The organism is Ruminococcus sp., assembly GCF_016283395.1.
Genome location: NZ_JAEEMU010000043.1, coordinates 29,884 through 50,992, shown reverse-complemented (window position 1 = coordinate 50,992; position 21,109 = coordinate 29,884). Strand labels below are relative to the sequence as shown.

Annotated in this window: 17 protein-coding genes and 1 other annotated feature; of the genes, 10 read left to right on the top strand and 7 right to left on the bottom strand. The window is 43.7% G+C overall.

The features are described 5' to 3' along the window. The first annotated feature begins 1 nt into the window (after window position 1). From folD to QZZ41_RS10085, 4 genes are all read left to right on the top strand, one after another. Complete coding sequence (gene folD, locus QZZ41_RS10100; RefSeq protein ID WP_074714352.1) at window positions 2-859, top strand: bifunctional methylenetetrahydrofolate dehydrogenase/methenyltetrahydrofolate cyclohydrolase FolD; 858 nt, start codon at window positions 2-4, stop codon at window positions 857-859. Between the two features lie 510 nt (window positions 860-1,369). Continuing rightward, window positions 1,370-2,911 carry an MBOAT family protein gene (locus QZZ41_RS10095; protein ID WP_295071340.1) on the top strand — a complete coding sequence of 514 codons (1,542 nt, stop codon included), beginning with the start codon at window positions 1,370-1,372 and terminating at the stop codon, window positions 2,909-2,911. 12 nt (window positions 2,912-2,923) lie between these two features. Beyond that, on the top strand, window positions 2,924-3,883 hold the full coding sequence (locus QZZ41_RS10090; protein WP_295071337.1) for a GDSL-type esterase/lipase family protein: 960 nt from the start codon (window positions 2,924-2,926) through the stop codon (window positions 3,881-3,883). Window positions 3,884-3,929: 46 nt separating this feature from the next. Then, on the top strand, window positions 3,930-5,246 hold the full coding sequence (locus QZZ41_RS10085; RefSeq protein WP_295071334.1) for a protein kinase: 1,317 nt from the start codon (window positions 3,930-3,932) through the stop codon (window positions 5,244-5,246). Between the two features lie 164 nt (window positions 5,247-5,410). On the opposite strand, the gene QZZ41_RS10080 is transcribed toward QZZ41_RS10085, so the two are convergent. Both QZZ41_RS10080 and QZZ41_RS10075 read right to left on the bottom strand, forming a co-directional pair. After that, window positions 5,411-5,710: a hypothetical protein gene (locus QZZ41_RS10080; RefSeq protein WP_295071331.1), complete on the bottom strand. Its 300-nt coding sequence runs from the start codon at window positions 5,708-5,710 to the stop codon at window positions 5,411-5,413. 90 nt (window positions 5,711-5,800) lie between these two features. Continuing rightward, complete coding sequence (locus tag QZZ41_RS10075) at window positions 5,801-7,072, bottom strand: hemolysin family protein (RefSeq protein ID WP_295071328.1); 1,272 nt, start codon at window positions 7,070-7,072, stop codon at window positions 5,801-5,803. A 414-nt stretch (window positions 7,073-7,486) separates the two neighbouring features. Between QZZ41_RS10075 and QZZ41_RS10070 the strand changes: the two genes are divergently transcribed. After that, window positions 7,487-9,058 (top strand): trypsin-like peptidase domain-containing protein, encoded by a 1,572-nt coding sequence (locus QZZ41_RS10070; protein ID WP_295071326.1) that lies wholly within the window; start codon window positions 7,487-7,489, stop codon window positions 9,056-9,058. Window positions 9,059-9,137: 79 nt separating this feature from the next. On the opposite strand, the gene QZZ41_RS10065 is transcribed toward QZZ41_RS10070, so the two are convergent. Continuing rightward, window positions 9,138-11,759 carry a valine--tRNA ligase gene (locus tag QZZ41_RS10065; protein ID WP_295071323.1) on the bottom strand — a complete coding sequence of 874 codons (2,622 nt, stop codon included), beginning with the start codon at window positions 11,757-11,759 and terminating at the stop codon, window positions 9,138-9,140. Window positions 11,760-11,944: 185 nt separating this feature from the next. Continuing rightward, window positions 11,945-12,183 (bottom strand) — a binding site (T-box leader). Window positions 12,184-12,511: 328 nt separating this feature from the next. Between QZZ41_RS10065 and prfB the strand changes: the two genes are divergently transcribed. Together prfB and QZZ41_RS10055 are read left to right on the top strand one after the other, a co-directional pair. Continuing rightward, window positions 12,512-13,630 carry a peptide chain release factor 2 gene (prfB, locus tag QZZ41_RS10060; protein ID WP_295071320.1) on the top strand — a complete coding sequence of 373 codons (1,119 nt, stop codon included), beginning with the start codon at window positions 12,512-12,514 and terminating at the stop codon, window positions 13,628-13,630. Window positions 13,631-13,659: 29 nt separating this feature from the next. Further along, a complete protein-coding gene (locus tag QZZ41_RS10055; protein ID WP_295071317.1) occupies window positions 13,660-14,163 on the top strand; it encodes a hypothetical protein in 504 nt (167 codons plus the stop codon). Window positions 14,164-14,203: 40 nt separating this feature from the next. On the opposite strand, the gene QZZ41_RS10050 is transcribed toward QZZ41_RS10055, so the two are convergent. The 4 genes from QZZ41_RS10050 to gdhA all read right to left on the bottom strand — a co-directional run bounded on the left by QZZ41_RS10050 (window position 14,204) and on the right by gdhA (window position 17,591). Further along, window positions 14,204-14,581 (bottom strand): DUF4363 family protein, encoded by a 378-nt coding sequence (locus QZZ41_RS10050; protein ID WP_295071314.1) that lies wholly within the window; start codon window positions 14,579-14,581, stop codon window positions 14,204-14,206. Next, a complete protein-coding gene (locus QZZ41_RS10045; RefSeq protein WP_295071311.1) occupies window positions 14,568-15,284 on the bottom strand; it encodes a DUF421 domain-containing protein in 717 nt (238 codons plus the stop codon). The genes QZZ41_RS10050 and QZZ41_RS10045 overlap by 14 nt, the downstream gene beginning before the upstream one ends. Window positions 15,285-15,345: 61 nt before the next feature. Then, complete coding sequence (locus QZZ41_RS10040) at window positions 15,346-15,969, bottom strand: AAA family ATPase (RefSeq protein WP_295071308.1); 624 nt, start codon at window positions 15,967-15,969, stop codon at window positions 15,346-15,348. Between the two features lie 254 nt (window positions 15,970-16,223). Beyond that, on the bottom strand, window positions 16,224-17,591 hold the full coding sequence (gene gdhA, locus QZZ41_RS10035) for an NADP-specific glutamate dehydrogenase (RefSeq protein ID WP_295071305.1): 1,368 nt from the start codon (window positions 17,589-17,591) through the stop codon (window positions 16,224-16,226). Window positions 17,592-17,918: 327 nt separating this feature from the next. Between gdhA and QZZ41_RS10030 the strand changes: the two genes are divergently transcribed. From QZZ41_RS10030 to QZZ41_RS10020, 3 genes are read left to right on the top strand one after another with little or no spacing between them, the layout of a single operon-like run. Next, window positions 17,919-18,425: an HD domain-containing protein gene (locus QZZ41_RS10030; RefSeq protein ID WP_295071303.1), complete on the top strand. Its 507-nt coding sequence runs from the start codon at window positions 17,919-17,921 to the stop codon at window positions 18,423-18,425. Between the two features lie 25 nt (window positions 18,426-18,450). Beyond that, entirely contained in the window at window positions 18,451-19,716 is a 1,266-nt protein-coding gene (locus QZZ41_RS10025) for an O-acetylhomoserine aminocarboxypropyltransferase/cysteine synthase family protein (RefSeq protein WP_295071300.1), read from the top strand. A 32-nt stretch (window positions 19,717-19,748) separates the two neighbouring features. Further along, complete coding sequence (locus QZZ41_RS10020) at window positions 19,749-20,279, top strand: flavodoxin domain-containing protein (protein ID WP_295071297.1); 531 nt, start codon at window positions 19,749-19,751, stop codon at window positions 20,277-20,279. Window positions 20,280-21,109: the final 830 nt, after the last annotated feature.

Genomic DNA, 21,109 nt, shown 5'->3' with positions numbered 1-21,109 from the left:
AATGGCACAGTTAATAGACGGAAAGGCAGTTTCCGCAGCAGTAAAGGCTGAGGTCGCTGAAGAAACAGCCAAGCTCAAAGATGAAAAGGGACTCAAGGTAGGTCTTGCAGTCGTTATTGTTGGAAACGATCCTGCATCGAGAGTTTATGTCAATAACAAAAAGAAGGCTTGCGAGGCTGTAGGCTTCCAGTCATATGAGTACGCTCTTGACGAGTCAACTACTCAGGAACAGCTCCTTGACCTTGTAAACGTACTTAACCGCGATGACAGAGTGAACGGTATACTTGTACAGCTCCCACTGCCAAAGCATATCGACGAAAAGGCAGTTATCAATGCTATCTCACCAGATAAGGACGTTGACGCTTTCCACCCTATCAACGTAGGCAAGATAATGATAGGCGAATATTCATTCCTGCCATGCACTCCCGCAGGCGTTATGCGCCTTATCGAGAGCACAGGCACTGACATCACAGGCAAGCAGTGCGTAGTTATCGGCAGAAGCAACATCGTAGGCAAGCCGCAGGCAATGCTTCTTCTCCAGAAGAACGGCACTGTTACTATCTGCCACTCAAAGACCAAGAATCTCAAGGAGATATGCCTCGGTGCTGATATCCTCGTAGTAGCTATCGGACGCGCTAACTTCGTTACAGGCGATATGATAAAGGAAGGCGCAGTCGTTATCGACGTAGGCATGAACCGTCTCGACAACGGCAAGCTCTGCGGCGACGTTGAGTTCGAGTCAGCCGAGAAGAAGGCTTCTTTCATCACTCCCGTACCCGGCGGCGTAGGCCCTATGACTATCGCTATGCTCATGAAAAATACCCTCACAGCTGCTAAACAGCAGGCAGGGATCGAATGAGCCGTTAGCCTGTAGCGGCGGCATTTCGCCCCCCATCAGCGTTTATTAATGCGTAATTAAGACACTGTGATCTTCACAGTGTCTTTTATTATGTGTAAATAACAGTATGTTTTGGCTACCTTTGGCAGTCAGCGCCTTACAATCCAATTATGCCTTACGCAACACATAAAAAATGTTTTGCATGGACGAACGTCTCTGGCTTATGATTGCTGTAATATCGTTCTTTCACGGGCTTTTTAGAATGTCAGCCAATACAAATGAACATTTGAAATTTTACTGTTATTGGCTGACGACAAATATGTGCCCCTACTAATAACTAATCACTAATAACTTACAACTAAAAAGCAGCAGTTTACTGCAAATTGCTACATTATTCCAAAGCTATTGACAATTAATCGTCAAACGTGTAAAATAGTAATGTATGAGTTTAAATATTGCTATTTTTCGTAGATTATCAGAATATATACAAACCGAAAATAGGGGCAAAAGATTTTACAAAGGGTGGTTTATTTGGTTTTCAGCAGCTTGGAATTTATTTTCATTTTCCTGCCTGTTTTTATGATAGCCTATGCGGCATCAAAAAAAGAATACAGAAATTTCGTTTTATTAGCAGGAAGCATATTTGCAGGGTATAGGCTCTTCCACACTCTCGGCTACACAAAGCCCTGGCAGATAGCTCTCTTTGCATTTGCGGTGCTTTTCTATTTCTGGAAAGCGAACTCGACATCTCGGATAGAATACCAAAATCTTATAATTTTCACGGGAAGCGTCATATTCTACAGTCTCGGCGTACATAAGCCCGTTTACATATTTCTCTTTCTGCTGACGACATTGCTCAACTTCATCGTCGGACAGTTTATCGAAAACAGCCGCCATGCCAAAAAGGCATGGCTGTTCTTTGGTGTATTATTCAACTTCTGGTGGCTCATTTTCTTCAAGTACTGGTCATTCGGCACAGAGAATATAAATCATCTCTTCCACCAGAGCCTTACCGTAAAGGATATTATCCTGCCTATAGGAATAAGCTTCTATACCTTCCAGAACGTATCGTATATAGCCGATGTGTTCAGAGGAAAGGCAAAGGCAGAAAAAAGCCTGATAAATTACGGCGCATACATAAGTATGTTCCCACAGCTCATCGCAGGTCCTATCGTTACATATGACCATGTGGCAAAGGAACTCAAGAACCGCAGACACTCCATGCAGAAAGTTGAGGACGGTCTCAAGACATTTACCATAGGTCTTGGCTATAAAGTCCTCATTGCCAATCAGATAGGCGGACTCTGGAGCGATATCTCCATGATAGGCTACGAGAGCGTATCATCAAAGCTTGCGTGGATGGGTATATTTGCCTACTCATTCCAGCTTTATTTCGATTTCTGCGGCTATTCCCTCATGGCAATAGGTCTCGGCAAGATAATGGGATTCAATCTCCCACGAAACTTCGACCACCCATACCTCTCCCTCACTATGACCGAGTTCTGGAGAAGGTGGCACATGACCCTGGGTACATGGTTCAAGGATTACATATATATCCCACTGGGCGGAAACCGTAAGGGCGCATCTGCTACCATAAGGAATACCTTTATCGTATGGCTGTTTACAGGTCTCTGGCACGGTGCAAGCTGGAACTTCGTATTATGGGGACTTGTTCTCTTTGCGATCATCATGACCGAAAAGAACTGGACAGGCAAGGTGCTTAACAAGATAAAGCCTCTCGGACACGCCTATATGTTCTTTGTGATACCGCTTACATGGCTCATATTCGCCATTACGGACTTCCATGAGCTTGGTATCTACTTCAAGAGACTTCTTCCCTTCCTGCCGCAAAAAACCTATGCCGTACTTGACACAGACTATATCAAATACTGGGGAATTTACTGGAAATACTTCCTTGCAGGATTTATCTTCTCAACAACACTTCCTCAGAAGCTATACAAAAAGATGAAGAATTCCCCCTTTACTGCAATTATCCTTCTGGCAGTATTCTGGGCATCTGTCTACTGTATGTACAGAGGACTCGATGACCCGTTCATGTATTTCAGATTTTAAGGAGAGACTATTGTGAATAGATTCAGACAATGTATATATACGCTTATACTGCTGCTCACCTGCTTTGTGGCTTCACCGTTCATATATAAGCAGATATGGAACAACAGTAAAGTCAAGGCTTCAAAGACAACGATAAAAACACCCGTTGCCGCAACACAGCCTGCTCAGACAACTCCTGCCGATCCAAATGCAGAAACTCAGCCTACATCTGAGGGAGAAACTGCTCCTGCAAACGCAGAACAGACCACAGAACCTGCTACTGTACAGTCACAGTTCACACAGAGCGGTCCTGAGTATTTCGATGATGCACTCTTTATAGGCGATTCACGTACAGTTGGTCTCCGTGACTACGGTACACTGAAAAATGCCGATTACTTCTGCGATATCGGACTTTCCGCATATCAGATAGACAAGACTTCAGTAAACGGCAAGACCGTTTGGACAGTGCTCAACGAAAAGAAATACGCAAAGATATACGTTATGCTAGGCATAAACGAAGTCGGAAACGATATCGAATACACTGTCTCGGCTTACAGAAAGCTTGTGGACGGCATAAAGGAAGTACAGCCCGATGCGGTAATTTACATTCAGGCAAATCTTCACGTTACCGCAGCATATGAAAACAACATTATCAACAACGAGCGTATAAATATGCTCAACAGCCGTCTTGAAGAAATGGCTGACAACAGCAAGGTATTCTTCCTTAACGCGAACTGTATTTTTGATGATGAATACGGCGCACTCCCTGGTGACAGTTCAAGTGACGGAGTACATTTCCTTGCTAAATACTATTCACAGTGGTGCGACTGGCTCTGTCAGAACACAGTTTCAAAGAGCGGCAACTCCGCACCTGCATCGACTGCTGCACAGCAGCCTGCCGAAACATCTGAAAACAAAACTGAGGAACATCCCTCCGAGACTGAACCTGCAACTACAAAGCTTCCTCAGAACGAGGAATTCTCAAATATGTAAAAACTTTATTTATACTTAATATAAGGGATATGAAAGGAGCATTATCATGGCAGAACTCAAAACAGGCTACAAAGGCAAGACTATTTACAATTCAACGTTCACTATTCTTGATTTTCTCGGCGGAGGCGGTCAGGGAAACGTCTACAGAGTAGAGTGCAACGGCAAGCAAATGGCACTTAAATGGTACCACAAATCCACCGTTGAAAAAATGAAAAACCCTGAGGAATTCTACGAAAACCTCAAGGCAAACATTAAAAAGGGTGCTCCCACAAAGGCTTTCTTATGGCCTGAGGAACTTTCCGAATGGATAGACGGCAGCTTTGGCTATATAATGCCCCTTCGTCCGAATGGATATGAAGAGCTTACGCGTTTTCTGCTGTGGGATCCAAAAACACGCCGCATGAAGGCAAGCTTCGCAAATATCACAGCTCGCTGCAATGCCGCTATCAACATCATCGAGGGCTTCCGTGCTCTCCATAATGACGGTTACAGCTATCAGGACTTAAATAACGGCAACTTCTTTATTGATCCGCAGAACGGCGATGTGCTCATATGCGACAACGACAATGTTTCCGAGCGCGGAGTAAACTTCGGTATCGCAGGCAAACAGCGTTATATGGCACCTGAGGTAGTACTTGGCGGTGCTCCCGATAAACGCTCTGACCGTTTCTCGCTGGCTGTTATACTCTTCCGTATGCTTTTCATAGAGCATCCGCTGGAGGGCAAGTACTCGACTCCACCATGCATGACTCCCGAGCTTGAAAAGAAGTTCTACGGCAGCGATCCTGTTTTCGTACTTGACCCCGAGGACGACCGCAATGCCGCAAATAATCAGCTCAACACAAATACTCTCCGCTTCTGGAAGATATACCCCGAATATATCCGCGACCTGTTCATACAGTCCTTTGGCAAGAGCTCAGTAAAGCCGCCTTATGACCGTGTTATCGAAATGACATGGCTGGACGCTTTCGTAAAGCTTAGAAGCGAGACTGTTCCCTGCCCTCACTGCGGCAAGGAGACATTCATAACACCGAAATACTCCGTAAGCTGTATGTACTGCGGTGATCAGCTCACCTGCACAGAGAGCATAAAATTCAAGCGTTTTGAGCTCCCTGCATTTGGCGGTGCTAAGCTCTATGAGGGTATGACGGGAGAAACTGACGGCGACTTCCACAAGATCATCGGCGAGGTAGTCCGCAATAAGAAAGACCCGAGCAAGCACGCTCTGCGCAATCTCACTCAGGAGACATGGAGCGTAAAGCTTCCCGACAATACTGTAAAGACTGTTGACCCTAACGGCATAATGCCTATAAATAAAGGCTTTGTCCTTACTATCGGCAGAAGCGAGGGAACTGTGGAGTAAACAGCATCTTCTATAAGAGGGCTGAAAAAGCGAAAAAATCAATGTATAACCATTGATTATCAAAAAAATATTTTTCAGCTTTGTAGGAGTTCACAAATCAAATTTCCTATAATTGTTGATATCGACTATAAAACAAGCCCGAAGCAATGCTTCGGGCTTTGTTATTACTTTTTTATTCCTTTATGCGCTCTCCTGTACTTTACTATGCCAATAATAATAAGGAAAGGGGCTGCTATTATCAGCAGAAGTCCTGCTTTTTCAAGGATACTCATATCCATGAATATCCTTGATGAAATGAAAATAGCCGTAGGAGCGTCTGCGCCGCCGATAATGCCTATACTTTTTGGCTCATCCGAAATCAGCATAATTATTATCCCGCGTATCACACGTATATTAACGAGCAGCCCGACTGCAAAGAAAATGATACCTGTTAATATAAATGCTTTTCCGCTTTTCTTTTTCATGGCTTTTACCGCCTCGTTTACGTAAATAAATGCACGGGCTGCCAAAGGCAGCCCCTACAATTCTAATCACTATGCACTAATCACTGATAACTATTCATCGTCTTCCTCGTCATCTTCATCATCGTCAACGGGAAGAACTTCGATAATTACCTTTTCCACAGTCTGCTCATTTACCTCAGCGACTGTAATTCGGAAGATACCGCTTTCGGCAGTCTCTCCTGCTTCGGGGATATGCTCCATAACATCTGTTACCCAGCCGCCGACAGAAGTATAATCAGTGGTTATCATATCATCGTCAAGGTCGAGCATCTCAAGCATATCGCTTATGCTCATATCTCCTGCAACTTCGTACTTATCAGGAGCTAACATCATTATATTTGTCTCGATCTCGTCGTCCTCGTCGTATATCTCACCTACAAGCTCCTCGATGATATCCTCAAGAGTAACTATACCCTTAGTTCCGCCGTACTGGTCGATAACTACCGCAAGATGAACCTTTGAACGCTGCATATCGCGCATTGCCTCGCTTATGAGCTTTGAGTCCGCAATATGAGGGACTTCCTGTATTATGGGCTTGATATCATTTCCGCCCTCTACCAGCATCTTGAAGAACGCCTTGTTTGTGATGATACCTACTACGTTATCGAGACTCTTTTCATAAACAGGCAGACGTGAGTACATTTCGCTGCTGAAAAGCTCCTTTATCTCGTCAATAGTCGCATTAAGCTCAACTCCCACGACTTTAACACGGGGAATGAGTATCTCATTGACGTTTATCTCATCAAATTCAAGGGCACTCTTTACAAGCTCGCTCTCCTGCTCCTCAATAACGCCCTGCTCCTCTATCTCGTCTATCATGTATTTCAGCTCTTCCTCGGTAACGCTGGGGGCTTTATCTTCCTTGGAGACAAGTGAAGAAAGCTTATTGAGCAGCCATACGAATGGCTTGAACACCGTTACAAGGAATGAGAGTGCAGGAGCAAATGCAAGCGCAAGCTTTTCCGCATTTTTCTTTGCATAGGATTTCGGGATCACCTCGCAGAATATAAGTACCAGCACCGTAACAACGATAGTGGATACTGCCGCACCCTTGCTTCCCATAAGCTTTATAAATACGATAGTGCTGACTGATGAAGTAGCGATATTGACGATATTATTGCCTATAAGCACCGCCGTAAGGACTTCATCGAAGCGATTTGCGAGTCTCAGGGCTTTTTTGGCTTTTTTATTTCCCTGAGCCTCATAGTTTTTCAGTCTGAGTTTGTTGACACTTGAAAAAGCTGTTTCAGTGCCCGAAAACAGAGCTGAAAATATCATCATCGCAATGACAAGAACTATCTTCCATATATCTGAACTGTCCATAATTTTCCTTTCCTTATATATAATATTTACATTATATCATATAATAATTAAAAAGGCAAGGGCGCGGCGTAATATTACCTAATAAATTATTTTAGACGCGAAAAAGGGTGCAGCGTCACGCTGCTTATATCATATATGTAAGAATAATGCGAGTAGTTTAAGTGATTAGTTATTAGTGCATAGTGATCAGAAAGTAGAATCGTATGGAAATGTCAGCCAATAATAGATTTCGCATTATGCATTGAAATGGCTTTCACATTTTACACATAAGTCCTCGAATTGTGATAGAATTTACACATAAAATTCTCAAAAACATTACATTTGCCGCAAATTTATATCACAAATGGTGAATATAATATAATCAAAGCTTGAGGGAAACCTCAAAAAGAAAAAATGAAAAGGAAAGTGAATAATATGAGTGAGTATAATTACAATTTCAATAACAATAATAACACTGAGGAGAACGAAAGCAATTACAATGGCTTCAGTACCGACAGCGGCAATAACAACAAGCCTCCGAAAAAGCGCACAGGTCTGAAAACAGCAGCCTTCATCATGGCTATGGCTATCGTATCAGGCGGTTCCATCCAGGCTTACCGTTATTTTTCACATGACAGCCTTTCAACAACAGCTGTTGTTGATGAAGCTGATGCAGATGATGAAAAGTCAACAAAGAATTCCTCTATGACTAAACTTGCTGCTCAGAACATCAGCATAATCGAACCTGTTGAATCAGACGGCAGAGCACTTTCAACCGAAGAGATCGTAAAGAAAGTTCTTCCTTGCGTAGTTGGTGTTGAGTCTTCATTTGAAGTGGAAATGCAGTCTCAGATGTCTATCCCTAATGACTTCTTTGATTTCGGCGGATTTGGAGGTTTCGGCGGCTTCGGCGGTGATTATGATTACGGCGAGTCTGAGCCTCAGACAAGAGAATTCAAAGGAACAGGTACAGGTGTAGTTGTATCTGAAAACGGCTATATCGTTACAAACGCTCATGTAATATATGATGATGAATACAAGGCAGGTCGTGCAAAGGAAGTAAATATTCTTCTTAATGACGAAACATACGAAGCAGAGATCATCGGTTACGATGTAGACTGCGACCTTGCAGTTCTCAAAATAGAGGCAACAGGTCTTACAGCTGCTGAATTCGGCAACAGCGACGAGCTCCAGCTGGGTGAATCAGTTATCGCTATCGGCAACCCTCTCGGCTTTGAGCTTAAAAATACTGTTACAGGCGGTATGATCTCAGGTCTTGACCGTGACATCACTATCAACGACAAGGCTATGAACCTTATCCAGACTGATGCCGCTATCAACTCAGGCAACTCAGGCGGTCCTCTTATCAATAAGTACGGTCAGGTCATCGGTATCAACTCTTCAAAGATGTCATCTTCATACTCTTCATCAGGTGCATCTATCGAGGGTATCGGTTTCGCTATCCCTTCAAACGCAACAGCAACTATCATTGACGACATTATGAAGTACGGCTATGTTACAGGCAAGCCACAGCTTGGTATCACCTGCAAGGGCATCGACGAGTCTGACGCTGAATTGTACAATCTGCCATTAGGCGTTATCGTAAGAGCCGTAAACGAAGGCAGTGCTGCTGAAAAGGCTGGCATTGAAGTCGGCGATATCATCATCAAGGCTGACGGTGAAAAGGTAACTACTTCCGAAGAACTCATTGCAAAGAAGAACAAGCACACCGCAGGCGAAAAGTTTGAGCTCACTATCATGAGAAACGGCGTTGAAAAGACCATTGTAGTAACTCTTGACGAGCAGGCACACGAAACTGCAAAGGAAGATAAGGATAACAGCAAGAACGAAGAAAAAGAAGAGAAAGAGTCCAAGAAGTCCAAGAAAAATGCCGAAGTAGAAGAAGAGGAAGAGGCAGAGGACGAAGATGAGGACGAGGACGACGAGGAAGAAGAGCCCACAACCAAGAGCAAAAAGTCACAGAAGGGCTCAGATATCTTTGACTAAAAGTTTTTCATAATATTCTTCCTTCATTATACATAAAAAATAAGCTCCCCTGAAAACGGGGAGCTTATTGCATTTCATATTACTTTCTGAAAGCTGCGATAGACTGCTCTATCTTAGCCATTTTTTCCTCTGCCTTTGCAAGCTTTGCCTTTTCAGCGTCTATGAGCTGTGCAGGAGCCTTTGCGATAAAGCCCTGATTATTGAGCTTTCCGCTGAGGAAGTCTATATCCTTCTGTACCTTAGCCTTTTCCTTTTCAAGACGTGCTATTTCCTTCTCCTTGTCAACAAGCTCGTCCATAGGAATGAAGATACGAGCGGAGTCGGTAACAGCATTTGCAGAATCAGGGATATCGAACTTGTCACCTGTCTCAACTGCGGAAGCAGAAGCAAGCTTCTCGAAGAATACTGCGCATGAGTTGAAGAGCTCCTTGTCAGCAGTCTCAATGAATAGCTTAGCCTTTACTGACGGAGGTACATTCATTTCTGTACGTGTATTTCTTATAGCCTTGATAGCTGAGATTATCTTCTCGAATGCCTTTTCCTCTGCGCTAAAGTCGATAGAAGCATCATAGGTAGGATATGTTTCGAGGATTATCATTGACTTCTCGTTTGTGAGAACCTGCCATATCTCCTCAGTGATGAACGGCATGAACGGGTGGAGGAGCTTGAGCATACCCTGCATTGCCCATACAAGAACTGCCTGAGCCTTTGCCATTGTCTCGCCGCCTGCCTGTATTCTCGGCTTTGTGAGCTCGATGTACCAGTCGCAGTAAACGTCCCAGATAAAGTCGTATATCTTCTGTGAAGCAACGCCAAGCTCATATCTGTCAAGGTTCTCGCCAACTTCCTTAGCAAGCTGATTGAACTTGTTTACGAGCCACTTATCCTCAAGCTCAAGCTCTGCAGGGAGTCCCTTGAACTCGAAGTCCTCGGGGAGATTCATCATAATGAAACGTGAAGCGTTCCAGAGCTTGTTTGCAAAGTTACGTGCAGCCTTTACCTTGTCATCGATATAACGCATATCGTTTCCTGGTGAGTTACCTGTAGCAAGCATAAATCTGAGAGCGTCAGCACCGTACTCGTTGATAACTTCAAGTGGGTCGATACCGTTGCCCAGAGATTTTGACATCTTGCGTCCCTGTGAGTCACGTACAAGACCGTGGATAAGAACTGTATCGAAAGGTACTTTTCCCATATTCTCCAGACCGCTGAACATCATTCTGATTACCCAGAAGAAGATGATATCATAGCCTGTTACGAGTGTATTTGTAGGATAGAAATACTTCAAGTCTTCTGTGTTCTCTGGCCAGCCAAGTGTTGAGAAAGGCCAGAGTGCAGAGCTGAACCATGTATCGAGAGTATCTGGATCCTGTCTCATAGGCTTGCCGCACTTAGGACAAACTGCACTGCTCTCCTTTGTAACTACCATTTCGCCGCAGGCATCACAGTAGAATGCAGGTATCTGATGTCCCCACCATATCTGACGTGAAATACACCAGTCCTTGATATTTTCGAGCCAGTGGAAGTATATCTTGTCGAAACGCTCGGGAACGAACTTGGTATCGCCGTTCTTAACAGCTGCGATAGCAGGCTCTGCAAGAGGCTTCATCTTAACGAACCACTGAGTTGATACCTTAGGCTCAACAGTAGTGCCGCAGCGGTAGCAGGTACCAACATTGTGGCTGTATTCCTCTATTTTAACAAGTGCGCCTTCCTTTTCGAGGTCCTCAACTATCTTCTTTCTTGCTTCATATCTGTCCATACCTGCGTATTCAGGATAATCGTCAACGATAGTAGCATCGTCGTTCATTACATTGATAACAGGAAGATTATGACGAAGGCCTACTTCAAAGTCGTTAGGATCGTGTGCAGGAGTTATCTTAACTACGCCTGTACCGAAGTCCATTTCAACATAATCATCGGCAACGATAGGTATTTCGCGGTGAACAAGAGGAAGGATAACTGTCTTGCCAACAAGGTCTGTGTAACGCTCGTCCTTAGGGTTTACAGCAACAGCTGTATCGCCGAGAAGAGTCTCAGGACGTGTTGTAGCAAGCTCCAGATAACCGTCCGAGTCCTTTATTTTATAGCGAAGATGCCAGAAATGACCTGCCTGATCCTCATAAGTTACCTCAGCATCTGAAAGTGATGTGCGGCACTTAGGACACCAGTTTATGATACGCTCACCTCTGTAGATGAGACCTTTTTCGTAGTACTTGATGAATACTTCCTTTACAGCCTTTGAGCAGCCCTCGTCCATAGTGAAACGCTCTCTTGACCAGTCACATGAAGAACCGAGCTTTTTGAGCTGTTCAACGATACGTCCGCCGTACTGTTTCTTCCATTCCCATGCGCGCTTCATGAAGCCTTCACGACCGAGATCCTCCTTGGTAACGCCTTCCTTGCGCATAGCTTCAACTATCTTAGCCTCTGTAGCAATAGCAGCATGGTCAGTACCCGGGAGCCACAGTGCGCTGTAGCCGCTCATTCTCTTCCAGCGGATAAGGATATCCTGTAATGTCTCATCAAGGGCGTGTCCCATGTGGAGCTGTCCTGTGATGTTCGGAGGAGGGATAACTATAGTATAGGGTGTTTTCTTCGGGTCAGCCTCAGCACGGAAGCAGCCCTTTTCATTCCAAGCGGCATAGATACGATCCTCAAAGTCCTTGGGATTATATGCCTTAGCAAGTTCCTTTGCCATTTCGATCTTCCTTTCAATTAATTCCTAATTCAGAATTCATAATTCATAATTAGTGGTATCGCCTTACGGCGATAAATCATAAACAGTCCACGGCGAAATAATTCAAATTCGTCAGCGAAGCTGACACATTCAATTATGCATTAATAATTATGCATTATGAATTAAAAAAGCCCCGAACCGTTAAGGTCCAGGGCGAACGATTGTCCGTGTTACCACCTGAATTCGGGAATAATATCCCGCACTCTGCGAGGTCTGCAAACCTCTTCCCCTGTAACGTGAGGATCACGCCGCATACTACTGAGCACAGCCGTTGGCACGCGAAGCTCCGAAGCTACTTCCGCAAGTCCGTCATACTGCCTTACACCATACGGCAGCTCTCTGAAAATCGGGTATCCTGCGTACTCCTCTTCATCATCGCCTTTGAATACTTTTTTATTATACACGATAAATTCTTGTTTGTCAAGACAAAATAGTGAGTAGATATTAGTTAGCGAATAGTGAATAGTGATTAGTGGTTAGAAAGCAGACTTGTAGGGTACGCCGCCCTCGGCGTACCACTTGACTTGTGTGAGAGTAGGTTAGCTTTTTTACACTCACGGACTGCCAAAGGCAGCTCTTACACTACTCACTAATCACTAACCACTAACAACTAACCACTGCTAAATATTTGCAAAAAACTGGCTCTCCCCCCTTGCGTTCAGTCCAAAACTGTGATATAATATATGTATCTATGTTTGAAAGGAATTACAGCTATGATAATACTTGATGAACTCAGAGTCGAAATGACAGGCTACCGCGCTGAAATGAAGGAGCTTGCCGACGTACTGAATATAGAAGCTGCTAAGAAAAGAGTAGCTGAGCTTGGCGAAGAAACTGCCAAGGAAGGCTTCTGGGACGACCTGGAAAATTCCCAGAAGGTACTGAAAGAGCAGAAGTCTCTTGAAAGAAAGATCGAGAAGTTCAACAAACTCAATGACAGCCTTGAGGACCTTATCACACTTATCGAGCTTTCTATAGAAGCTGATGACGAAAGCGACATCGAGGAAATAAAGAAAGAGTCCGAAGCATTCAAGACAAGGCTTGAGGAAGAAAAACTTTCAACTCTCCTTACAGGCGAGTATGACAACGCAAATGCTATCCTTACTTTCCATGCAGGTGCAGGTGGAACAGAGGCTCAGGACTGGGCAGAAATGCTCTATCGTATGTACAACCACTGGGCTGAGCGTCATGATTTCAAGGTAGAGCTTCTTGACTATCTTGACGGTGACGATGCAGGACTTAAATCCGCTTCTATCCTTATCGAGGGTGAAAACGCATACGGCTATATGAAGTCGGAGTCGGGCGTTCACAGACTTGTCCGTGTATCTCCTTTTGATGCACAGGGACGCAGACACACCTCATTCGCAGCACTTGAAGTAATGCCTGAGCTCGATGACTCTATCGAAGTTGATATCCGTCCCGAGGATATCGAAATGGAAGTTTACCGTTCAAGCGGTGCAGGCGGACAGAAAGTAAACAAGACCAGCTCGGCTGTACGTCTTATCCATAAGCCTACAGGTATTGTTGTATCATGCCAGACTCAGCGAAGCCAGTACCAGAACAAGGACTACGCTATGAAGATGCTCCGTTCAAAGCTCATCGAGATCAAGGAGCGCGAGCACCTCGAAAAGATCGAGGATATCAAGGGCGTTCAGAACCAGATAGCATGGGGTTCACAGATACGTTCCTATGTATTCATGCCATATACTCTTGTAAAGGACACACGTACAGGCTATGAAAACGGCAACATACAGGCAGTTATGGACGGCGACATCGACGGCTTCATCAATGCTTATCTGAAGTCGCTCTCACACGGAACTCTTGAAAAGTAATTTGTGAGTTGGTTGTTCATTATGATAAAATGAAGAAGCATATCAAAAGATTCCTGCCAATTTTAATTGTAGTCGTTATAATATCAACTATCCTCAGATTTGCCGCTCCATCGGTATTTTTTGGGTATATTTATCCATTCAGCAGAATAAAGGGAAATGTATCTGTATCTTTTGACGGCAAAAAAGTGGCAATCTCGGACTGCGAGATAACTTGTACTCACCAGAGTAAAGCCGAGAAAGTTCACGTTATCGGCAGTAAGATCAGAACCCGTGCAGGCGAATATGGTCGTTACAATTTTATTATAGAATATAACGGCACTGAAATACCATTTTGTTTCTATCAGTCAAACAGCTGGAACTGTGAAGATTTTGACCTTTCATTCAGCGTTGACACCGCAAATCACACCGTGTCATGTACTGGCTGGACAAGAGGTCTTGAAGAGAACGGCTTAAAGGAAGACAAAATAGATATAGACCAGACATTCAACTTTGACGATATTTCGTCTGAGGGAATAAGTATTTCTCATGTATAAATAAGATGTTTCAAGGGACGTTTTTACGTCCCTTTTTTCATCAAAACACACTTGTAAACAGCGGCGTTTCCCCACTTTTCAGCATTTCAAGCATATCGCGGAGCTCTGCAAGCTCAGCTGTCATTTCGTCCTCTTCATTCTCCGCAAGATGAACTATACGCGAGCACAGGCGATCTATCTCCACAAGCTTGTCATATTTCAACAATACAGAAGCCTTTTCGCGGAAGCTCTCCCAATCCGCGTTCATTTTCCTTGCATTAACAGCCGCATTGTAATTATCACCGTTTTCCGCAAGATCATAAATAAAATCAATTTCCCCCAGTATATCATCGCAGCTGCGATTTACCCATATACTTGAAAAAACACTTATCCCCACAAGGAGAAGAAGTATTGATGCACTTACCTTAACTCTCGTCATTATTCTCACCTATCCTCAGCTTCTTCGGCGGACTCCCCTGCTTGTCTGCAACGAAGCAGTTTCCGCTGTCATCAGCCGTCATTATAAAGACATCTTCAATCGACAGCCCATTCTTTTTCAGTTCAGCTTCAACTGTACTCCGTGAAAGCTTCAGCGATTCCATAGCCTTGCAGATCAATCTGCCGTCAGAAATAATAAGTACGGGAGGGTCGGAACAGTCCGCAGCAATTTTCATATCAGTTCTTGTGGGAGGAGCCTCGGTAGGCTTTTTCATTACGGATATGCTTCCCGTAGTTTCTACAATTGCGTACTGCACCTCGCTAAGGTCGAAAATATCCTTGCCGCGAAGTGCCATGAGCAGATCATCAGCCGAAAACCTCAGCTCACGGAGTATATCACGCTCAATACAGCCGCCGCGAACCACTATTTTAGGACTGCCCGATATAAGCCTTCTAAGCTTTGGAAATTTAAGGTTGAGACACGACACTATCACCTCAAAGCACACCAGTGCGAGAATAGGCGTAACGCCAACAACTACAGGGATATTCACGTCCTCGATAGGCAGTGTTGCGATATTTGAAACGAGGATAGTGATAACAAGCTCGGAGGGTTGAAGTTCACCAAGCTGACGCTTTCCCATGAGCCTTACGGCGAAAATGACCAGAATATACAGCATGACCGAACGAATAAGAACAACACACATGAAAACAGCTCCTTTCGGGGTATTATCCCACAAAAGGAGCTGATTTATTCCATACAATTTATTATTCTCCAAAACGTGCATTGTACTCTTGATAAGCCTTCACGATTATGTCCGCACAAAGCTCATCGCCGAGCACCGCACTGTTCAGACAAAGCTCATACTGATCCTTGTCCTGCCATGTTTTTCCTGTATTTACGTTATAGAAAGTTTCGCGGCGTTTATCTGCCTTTTTCATAATATTTTCAGCCTTATTCTCGCTGACACCGTACTCCTCGATCGCACGTTTTACGCGAGACTCCGCATCAGCATAAATGTAAACGCTGAAACAGCCCTTTTCTTCAAGGATATAATTTCCGCATCTGCCAACAAGCACGAAGCTCTTCTCGTTTTCGGCTATCTCATTAATAATACGGCTCTCCATAAGGAACACCTTATCGGAAAGCGGAAGATTTTCCTCCATAGTTCTTGCAGGATTAGCGGATAAAAGAAGCGAATAAAGAAAACTTGTCGGAACATTTTCCTCAGCGTTTTCAAGGTATTCAGGGGCGATACCGCATCTTTGAGCAGTCATTTCCAGTATCTGTCGGTTATAGCAATTGATACCAAGTTTATCAGCAGCAAGCTTACCGATGATACTACCTCCGCTTCCGTACTGTCGTTCAATTGTAATGATAGTTTTTTTCATCGGATAATACTCCCCTCATCTTAATTTATTAATAGATTGATAATATTACTACAGATATATTATACCACATCTTGCACATATTTCAAGCTCGGTAGCAATAATTATTGTATATTTAGTAAAATTCTATATTTTTAACAATTTATACACCTGTTAATTGTGCAATTTATAAATCAAAAACCTCCCGTTGGTTAGCACAACGGGAGGTCATTATTCTTTACTGCTCTACTGATGAGTCACTATCAGTTTTTATTCAATCAAACGCAGCCCTGAGCCTTCATTGCCTCAGCAACCTTGAGGAAGCCTGCAATGTTAGCACCAGCCATGTAGTTGCCAGCCATGCCGTACTCCTTAGCAGCGTCATCGCAAGCCTTGAAGATAGACTTCATGATACCATGGAGCTTCTCGTCAACTTCTTCAAATGTCCAGCTGAGTCTCTCGCTGTTCTGGCTCATTTCGAGACCAGATGTAGCAACACCGCCAGCGTTAGCTGCCTTAGCAGGACCATAGAGAACGCCGTTTGAAAGGTATGTCTCGATAGCCTCTGGAGTTGAAGGCATATTAGCACCCTCAGCTACAGCGTAACCGCCGTTAGCAACGATTGCCTTAGCACCGTCAGCGTTGATCTCGTTCTGTGTAGCGCATGGAAGAGCGATGTCAAGCTTGATATCGCCAGCATTGCACTTGAGTGTCCAAACGCTGCCCTCGTGATACTCAGCATTCTTGTGTGAAGATCTGCCGACGTACTCCTTGATACGGCCGCGCTCAACCTCCTTGATCTGCTTAACGAGATCAAGATCGATTCCGTCTGGATCGTAGATATAACCGTTTGAGTCAGAAACTGTAACTACCTTAGCACCGTACTGTGTAGCCTTCTCTGTAGCGTAGATAGCAACGTTACCTGAACCAGAGATAACTACTGTCTGACCCTTGAAGCTCTTGCCGTTAGCAGCGAGCATTTCGTTTGTGAAGTAGCAGAGACCGTAACCTGTAGCCTCTGTTCTTGCCAGAGAACCGCCGTATGTAAGGCCCTTACCTGTGAGAACGCCAACGAACTCGTTGCGGATTCTCTTGTACTGACCGAACATGAAGCCGATCTCTCTTGCGCCTGTTCCGATATCACCAGCAGGAACGTCGCAGTCTGCGCCGATGTGCTTGCAGAGCTCTGTCATGAAGCTCTGGCAGAAACGCATGATCTCTCCGTCGCTCTTGCCCTTAGGGTCGAAGTCGGAACCGCCCTTACCGCCGCCCATAGGGAGTGTTGTAAGGCTGTTCTTGAATACCTGCTCGAAACCAAGGAACTTGATGATTCCGAGATATACTGATGGGTGAAGTCTGATACCGCCCTTGTAAGGTCCGATAGCAGAGTTGAACTGTACTCTGAAACCTCTGTTAACCTGTACCTTGCCGTTGTCGTCAACCCAAGGAACACGGAACATGATCTGTCTCTCAGGCTCTACGATTCTATCGAAAACGCCTGCGTCAATAAGGTCCTGTCTCTTTTCAGCAACAGGCTGGAGAGTCTCAAGAACCTCTGTAACAGCCTGGATAAACTCAGGCTCGCCTGGATTTCTTTTCTTAACTGTTTCTAATAAATCGATGAGATACTGATTTTTTAACGCCATTGTTAAAAAACCTCCTTTACTAAATTCTGCGTATACCGCAGTTCATTTTAAATTATAGCACTATCGTACAGATTTTGCAATACTTTATTACAGTGAATTTATAAATTCGGCTGTTTTTAGATTTATCGTAGAATTATCGCCGCGCCCTTTGTACGTTTTGCACAACGAACTTGCAAATTTTCTACTTTTTTGCCGATAATTGGTTTATCCAATTATATTTTTATAAGGCTATTTTACATTTCTTATTGATTTTTCGATATATTTATTGTATAATATTCATTGAAGCTTTTTGCTTTTTATGTAATTCCCAAAGGGGGCGTTTATTCTATGCTTAAAGCGATCTGCTCCTCTAAAGATCTTACCAATAACAGCTATTACAGCTGTGTCAGCGATATCATCGACTGCCAGCAGCTCAATAAGCTGAAAAATATAACTCATCATGTCTCGACCACACGTTTCCAGCACTGTGTCAACGTATCCTATTACAGCTATATAGTTTGCAGGAAATTCAGGCTCAATGCACGTTCAGCCGCAAGAGCGGGACTTCTTCACGATCTTTTCTACTATGACCGCAAGGAGTACAACTCTTCAAGGCAGAAATGGCAGGCTTCTCACAGCAAGCACCATTCCATGCAGGCTTCTTCAAATGCATCTGAGCTTACCGACATAACCATGCTTGAAAAGGATATGATTGAAAAGCATATGTGGCCTTTGACAAGACCAAAGCCAAGCTATAAAGAGACATACGTAATAACTATCATCGACAAATATTGTGCTGTCCTTGAATTCTGCGTACCAAACGTACAAAGGATCATACACAGGAAAGTGCGATAACTATATTTCAGGAGGTATCCCTACAATGAAGATCGAAACCAAATGCCTGCACGCAGGCTACACACCCAAGAATACCGAGCCGAGAGTTGTGCCGATAGTACAGAGCACAACTTACGTCTATGACTCAACAGATGACGTAGCGGCAGTATTCGATGATCCTACCAAGAGCCTTATCTATTCACGTTTTGAAAATCCTACAGTAATGGCTGTTGAGGAAAAGATAAACGCACTTGAAGGCGGCGTAGGTGCAATGTGTACATCAAGCGGTCAGGCTGCATCTCTGCTTTCACTTCTCAACATTTTGAAGGCAGGCGACAGTTTTATTTCAGCAGCTACTATCTACGGCGGTACTGTAAACCTCTTTGCATATACACTCAAAAAGCTTGGCATCGAGTGCATTTTCGTTGACGCAGATGCTCCCGAGGACGAGATAAGAGCCGCATTCAAGCCAAATACAAAGGCTGTATTCGGTGAAACTCTTGCAAATCCTGCTCTTGCAGTATTCGATATAGAGAAATTCGCTAAGATAGCTCACGAGAACAACGTTCCTCTCATTATTGATAACACCTTCCCTACTCCTATACTTTGCAGACCTTTTGAGCACGGTGCTGACATCATCGTTCACTCAACTACAAAGTACATGGACGGCCATGCTGTACAGGGCGGCGGCGTTATCGTTGATTCAGGCAACTTTGACTGGACAAACGGCAAGTTCCCTGAGTTCACAGAGCCTGATGAGAGCTACCACGGCACTATCTATACAAAGGCTTACGGCAAGGCTGCATACATCATCAAGGCAAGAATGCAGCTCATGAGAGACTTCGGCTGCTATCCGTCAGCACAGTCCGCATTCTACCTCAACCTAGGTCTTGAGACACTTCCTATCCGTATGAAGCAGTATTGCGAGAACGCTCTTACAGTTGCTCAGTTCCTTGAGAGCAATGACAAAGTAGAGTCTGTAAACTACCCTGCACTAAAGAGCAATAAGTACTATGATCTGGCTCAGAAGTATCTCCCGGGCGGTACAAGCGGCGTTATCTCATTCGTTATAAAGGGCGGCAGAAATACCGCAGTTAAGTTTATGGACTCCCTGAAGCTTGCTTCCAACGAAGTTCACGTTGCTGATATCCGCACCTGTGTACTTCACCCTGCAAGTGCTACTCACCGTCAGCTCACTGATGAACAGCTTGTTGCCTGCGGCATAAACGGCGGTCTTATCAGACTTTCCGTAGGTCTTGAAAACGTTGAGGATATCCTCGATGACCTCAAACAGGCTTTCGCAGCTATCTGAGACTTCCTCTGAGTTTCCGAAAAGGAGTTTATATGAAAACACTGATAATTTATTCATCACAGACAGGATTTACACAAAGATATGCAGAATGGATCGCCGATGAACTCAGGGCAGAGATACTGTCAATAAAAAAAGCCATAAAAAAAGAAGACTCTTATTTCAAAAACTATGATGCTATCATCTACGGCGGTTGGGTATCTGTCGAAAAGATAAACCGTGCCGAATGGTTTACAAGCAGAATAGAGAGCTGGAAAGAAAAGAAATTAGCTATTTTTGGTGTTGGTGCAAGTCCTGCGTTTTATTCGGGCGTTAACAAGCTTCTTGAAAAAACACTGACAGATGAGCAGAAGCAGTACGCAAAGGCTTTTTACTGCCAGGGCGGACTCGATTATGACAAAATGTCTCTCGGCTCAAAAATGCTTATGAAAACCTTTGCAGCTATGCTCAAAAGCAAGAAAACAAAGGATGAGGATGAAAAAGCAATGATCGAAGCTATTTCGGAATCTCATGATTTTTCAAATCCGAAGTATATTGAACCAATAGTTGCTTATATGAAAAAATAAGTTCAGCTCCTCCGAGATCTCGGAGGAGCTTTTTTGCGCCTTGTCTTGTGGTTCATATATTAAAACACCACATAAAAATATACGCTTTATTGTGATTTTTCACGATTTTTTTCTTATTTAGTACATTTTCCCCTCGTTGAAACGATTATATATATGTAATTCAAATAAATCGGCTTATATATTGCTCCAAAACATCCTCAGAGCATTGTTCAATATATGATTTTTCTCTCCTTTTAGTGTGTTCATAAAGAAAGCGGACGTTTCCTCGTGCTGAAGAAACGTCCGTTTTCTTTTTAAGTGGAGCATAGGGGACTTGAACCCCTGCCCCCACACTGCCAGAATAGAAGGATACAGATTCATTACTCAACTCAGTGTCTATTATCCCATATTTTTAGCCATTTCCAAATACTGATTGTTTCATAGTTTTCTTCTAAAACAGTTCTGACTTAATGGCGATAACGGAAATATAACGGAAACGGCTTCTCATTCAGAATTTCTAAACTTACTCGTTACCTACATATTATCATTGATACCATTGGGCTTTCACAGTTTCGGCTGTGAGAGCTTTTTCAGAAAAGTTTGCGTGAAAAAAGTGGTATAAGTGGTAAGAACTTGTTTGTATTTCTTATATTTTTGAAGTCATATATTATATAAAAAGGACGGCATGAAGCCGTCCTTTAAAATCAACTTTTTGTCATTTTTACCTGTATCGGCAGCAGAAGTTTTCTCCATGCAGAACACTGTTTGCTCCCGATATATCATGGAATATGTTGACTTATTGAAAAATATGAGATATAATGATAATAATTACTTTTGGGCGTAAATAAATT

What these genes read in the sequence shown, in the direction of transcription:
- folD (WP_074714352.1), top strand. Translation starts at nt 2, where the DNA reads ATGGCACAGTTAATAGACGGAAAGGCAGTTTCCGCAGCAGTAAAGGCT.
- QZZ41_RS10085 (WP_295071334.1), top strand. Translation starts at nt 3,930, where the DNA reads ATGGCAGAACTCAAAACAGGCTACAAAGGCAAGACTATTTACAATTCA.
- QZZ41_RS10080 (WP_295071331.1), bottom strand. Translation starts at nt 5,710, where the DNA reads ATGAAAAAGAAAAGCGGAAAAGCATTTATATTAACAGGTATCATTTTC.
- QZZ41_RS10075 (WP_295071328.1), bottom strand. Translation starts at nt 7,072, where the DNA reads ATGGACAGTTCAGATATATGGAAGATAGTTCTTGTCATTGCGATGATG.
- QZZ41_RS10070 (WP_295071326.1), top strand. Translation starts at nt 7,487, where the DNA reads ATGAGTGAGTATAATTACAATTTCAATAACAATAATAACACTGAGGAG.
- QZZ41_RS10065 (WP_295071323.1), bottom strand. Translation starts at nt 11,759, where the DNA reads ATGGCAAAGGAACTTGCTAAGGCATATAATCCCAAGGACTTTGAGGAT.
- prfB (WP_295071320.1), top strand. Translation starts at nt 12,512, where the DNA reads ATGATAATACTTGATGAACTCAGAGTCGAAATGACAGGCTACCGCGCT.
- QZZ41_RS10055 (WP_295071317.1), top strand. Translation starts at nt 13,660, where the DNA reads ATGAAGAAGCATATCAAAAGATTCCTGCCAATTTTAATTGTAGTCGTT.
- QZZ41_RS10050 (WP_295071314.1), bottom strand. Translation starts at nt 14,581, where the DNA reads ATGACGAGAGTTAAGGTAAGTGCATCAATACTTCTTCTCCTTGTGGGG.
- QZZ41_RS10045 (WP_295071311.1), bottom strand. Translation starts at nt 15,284, where the DNA reads ATGTGTGTTGTTCTTATTCGTTCGGTCATGCTGTATATTCTGGTCATT.
- QZZ41_RS10040 (WP_295071308.1), bottom strand. Translation starts at nt 15,969, where the DNA reads ATGAAAAAAACTATCATTACAATTGAACGACAGTACGGAAGCGGAGGT.
- gdhA (WP_295071305.1), bottom strand. Translation starts at nt 17,591, where the DNA reads ATGGCGTTAAAAAATCAGTATCTCATCGATTTATTAGAAACAGTTAAG.
- QZZ41_RS10030 (WP_295071303.1), top strand. Translation starts at nt 17,919, where the DNA reads ATGCTTAAAGCGATCTGCTCCTCTAAAGATCTTACCAATAACAGCTAT.
- QZZ41_RS10025 (WP_295071300.1), top strand. Translation starts at nt 18,451, where the DNA reads ATGAAGATCGAAACCAAATGCCTGCACGCAGGCTACACACCCAAGAAT.
- QZZ41_RS10020 (WP_295071297.1), top strand. Translation starts at nt 19,749, where the DNA reads ATGAAAACACTGATAATTTATTCATCACAGACAGGATTTACACAAAGA.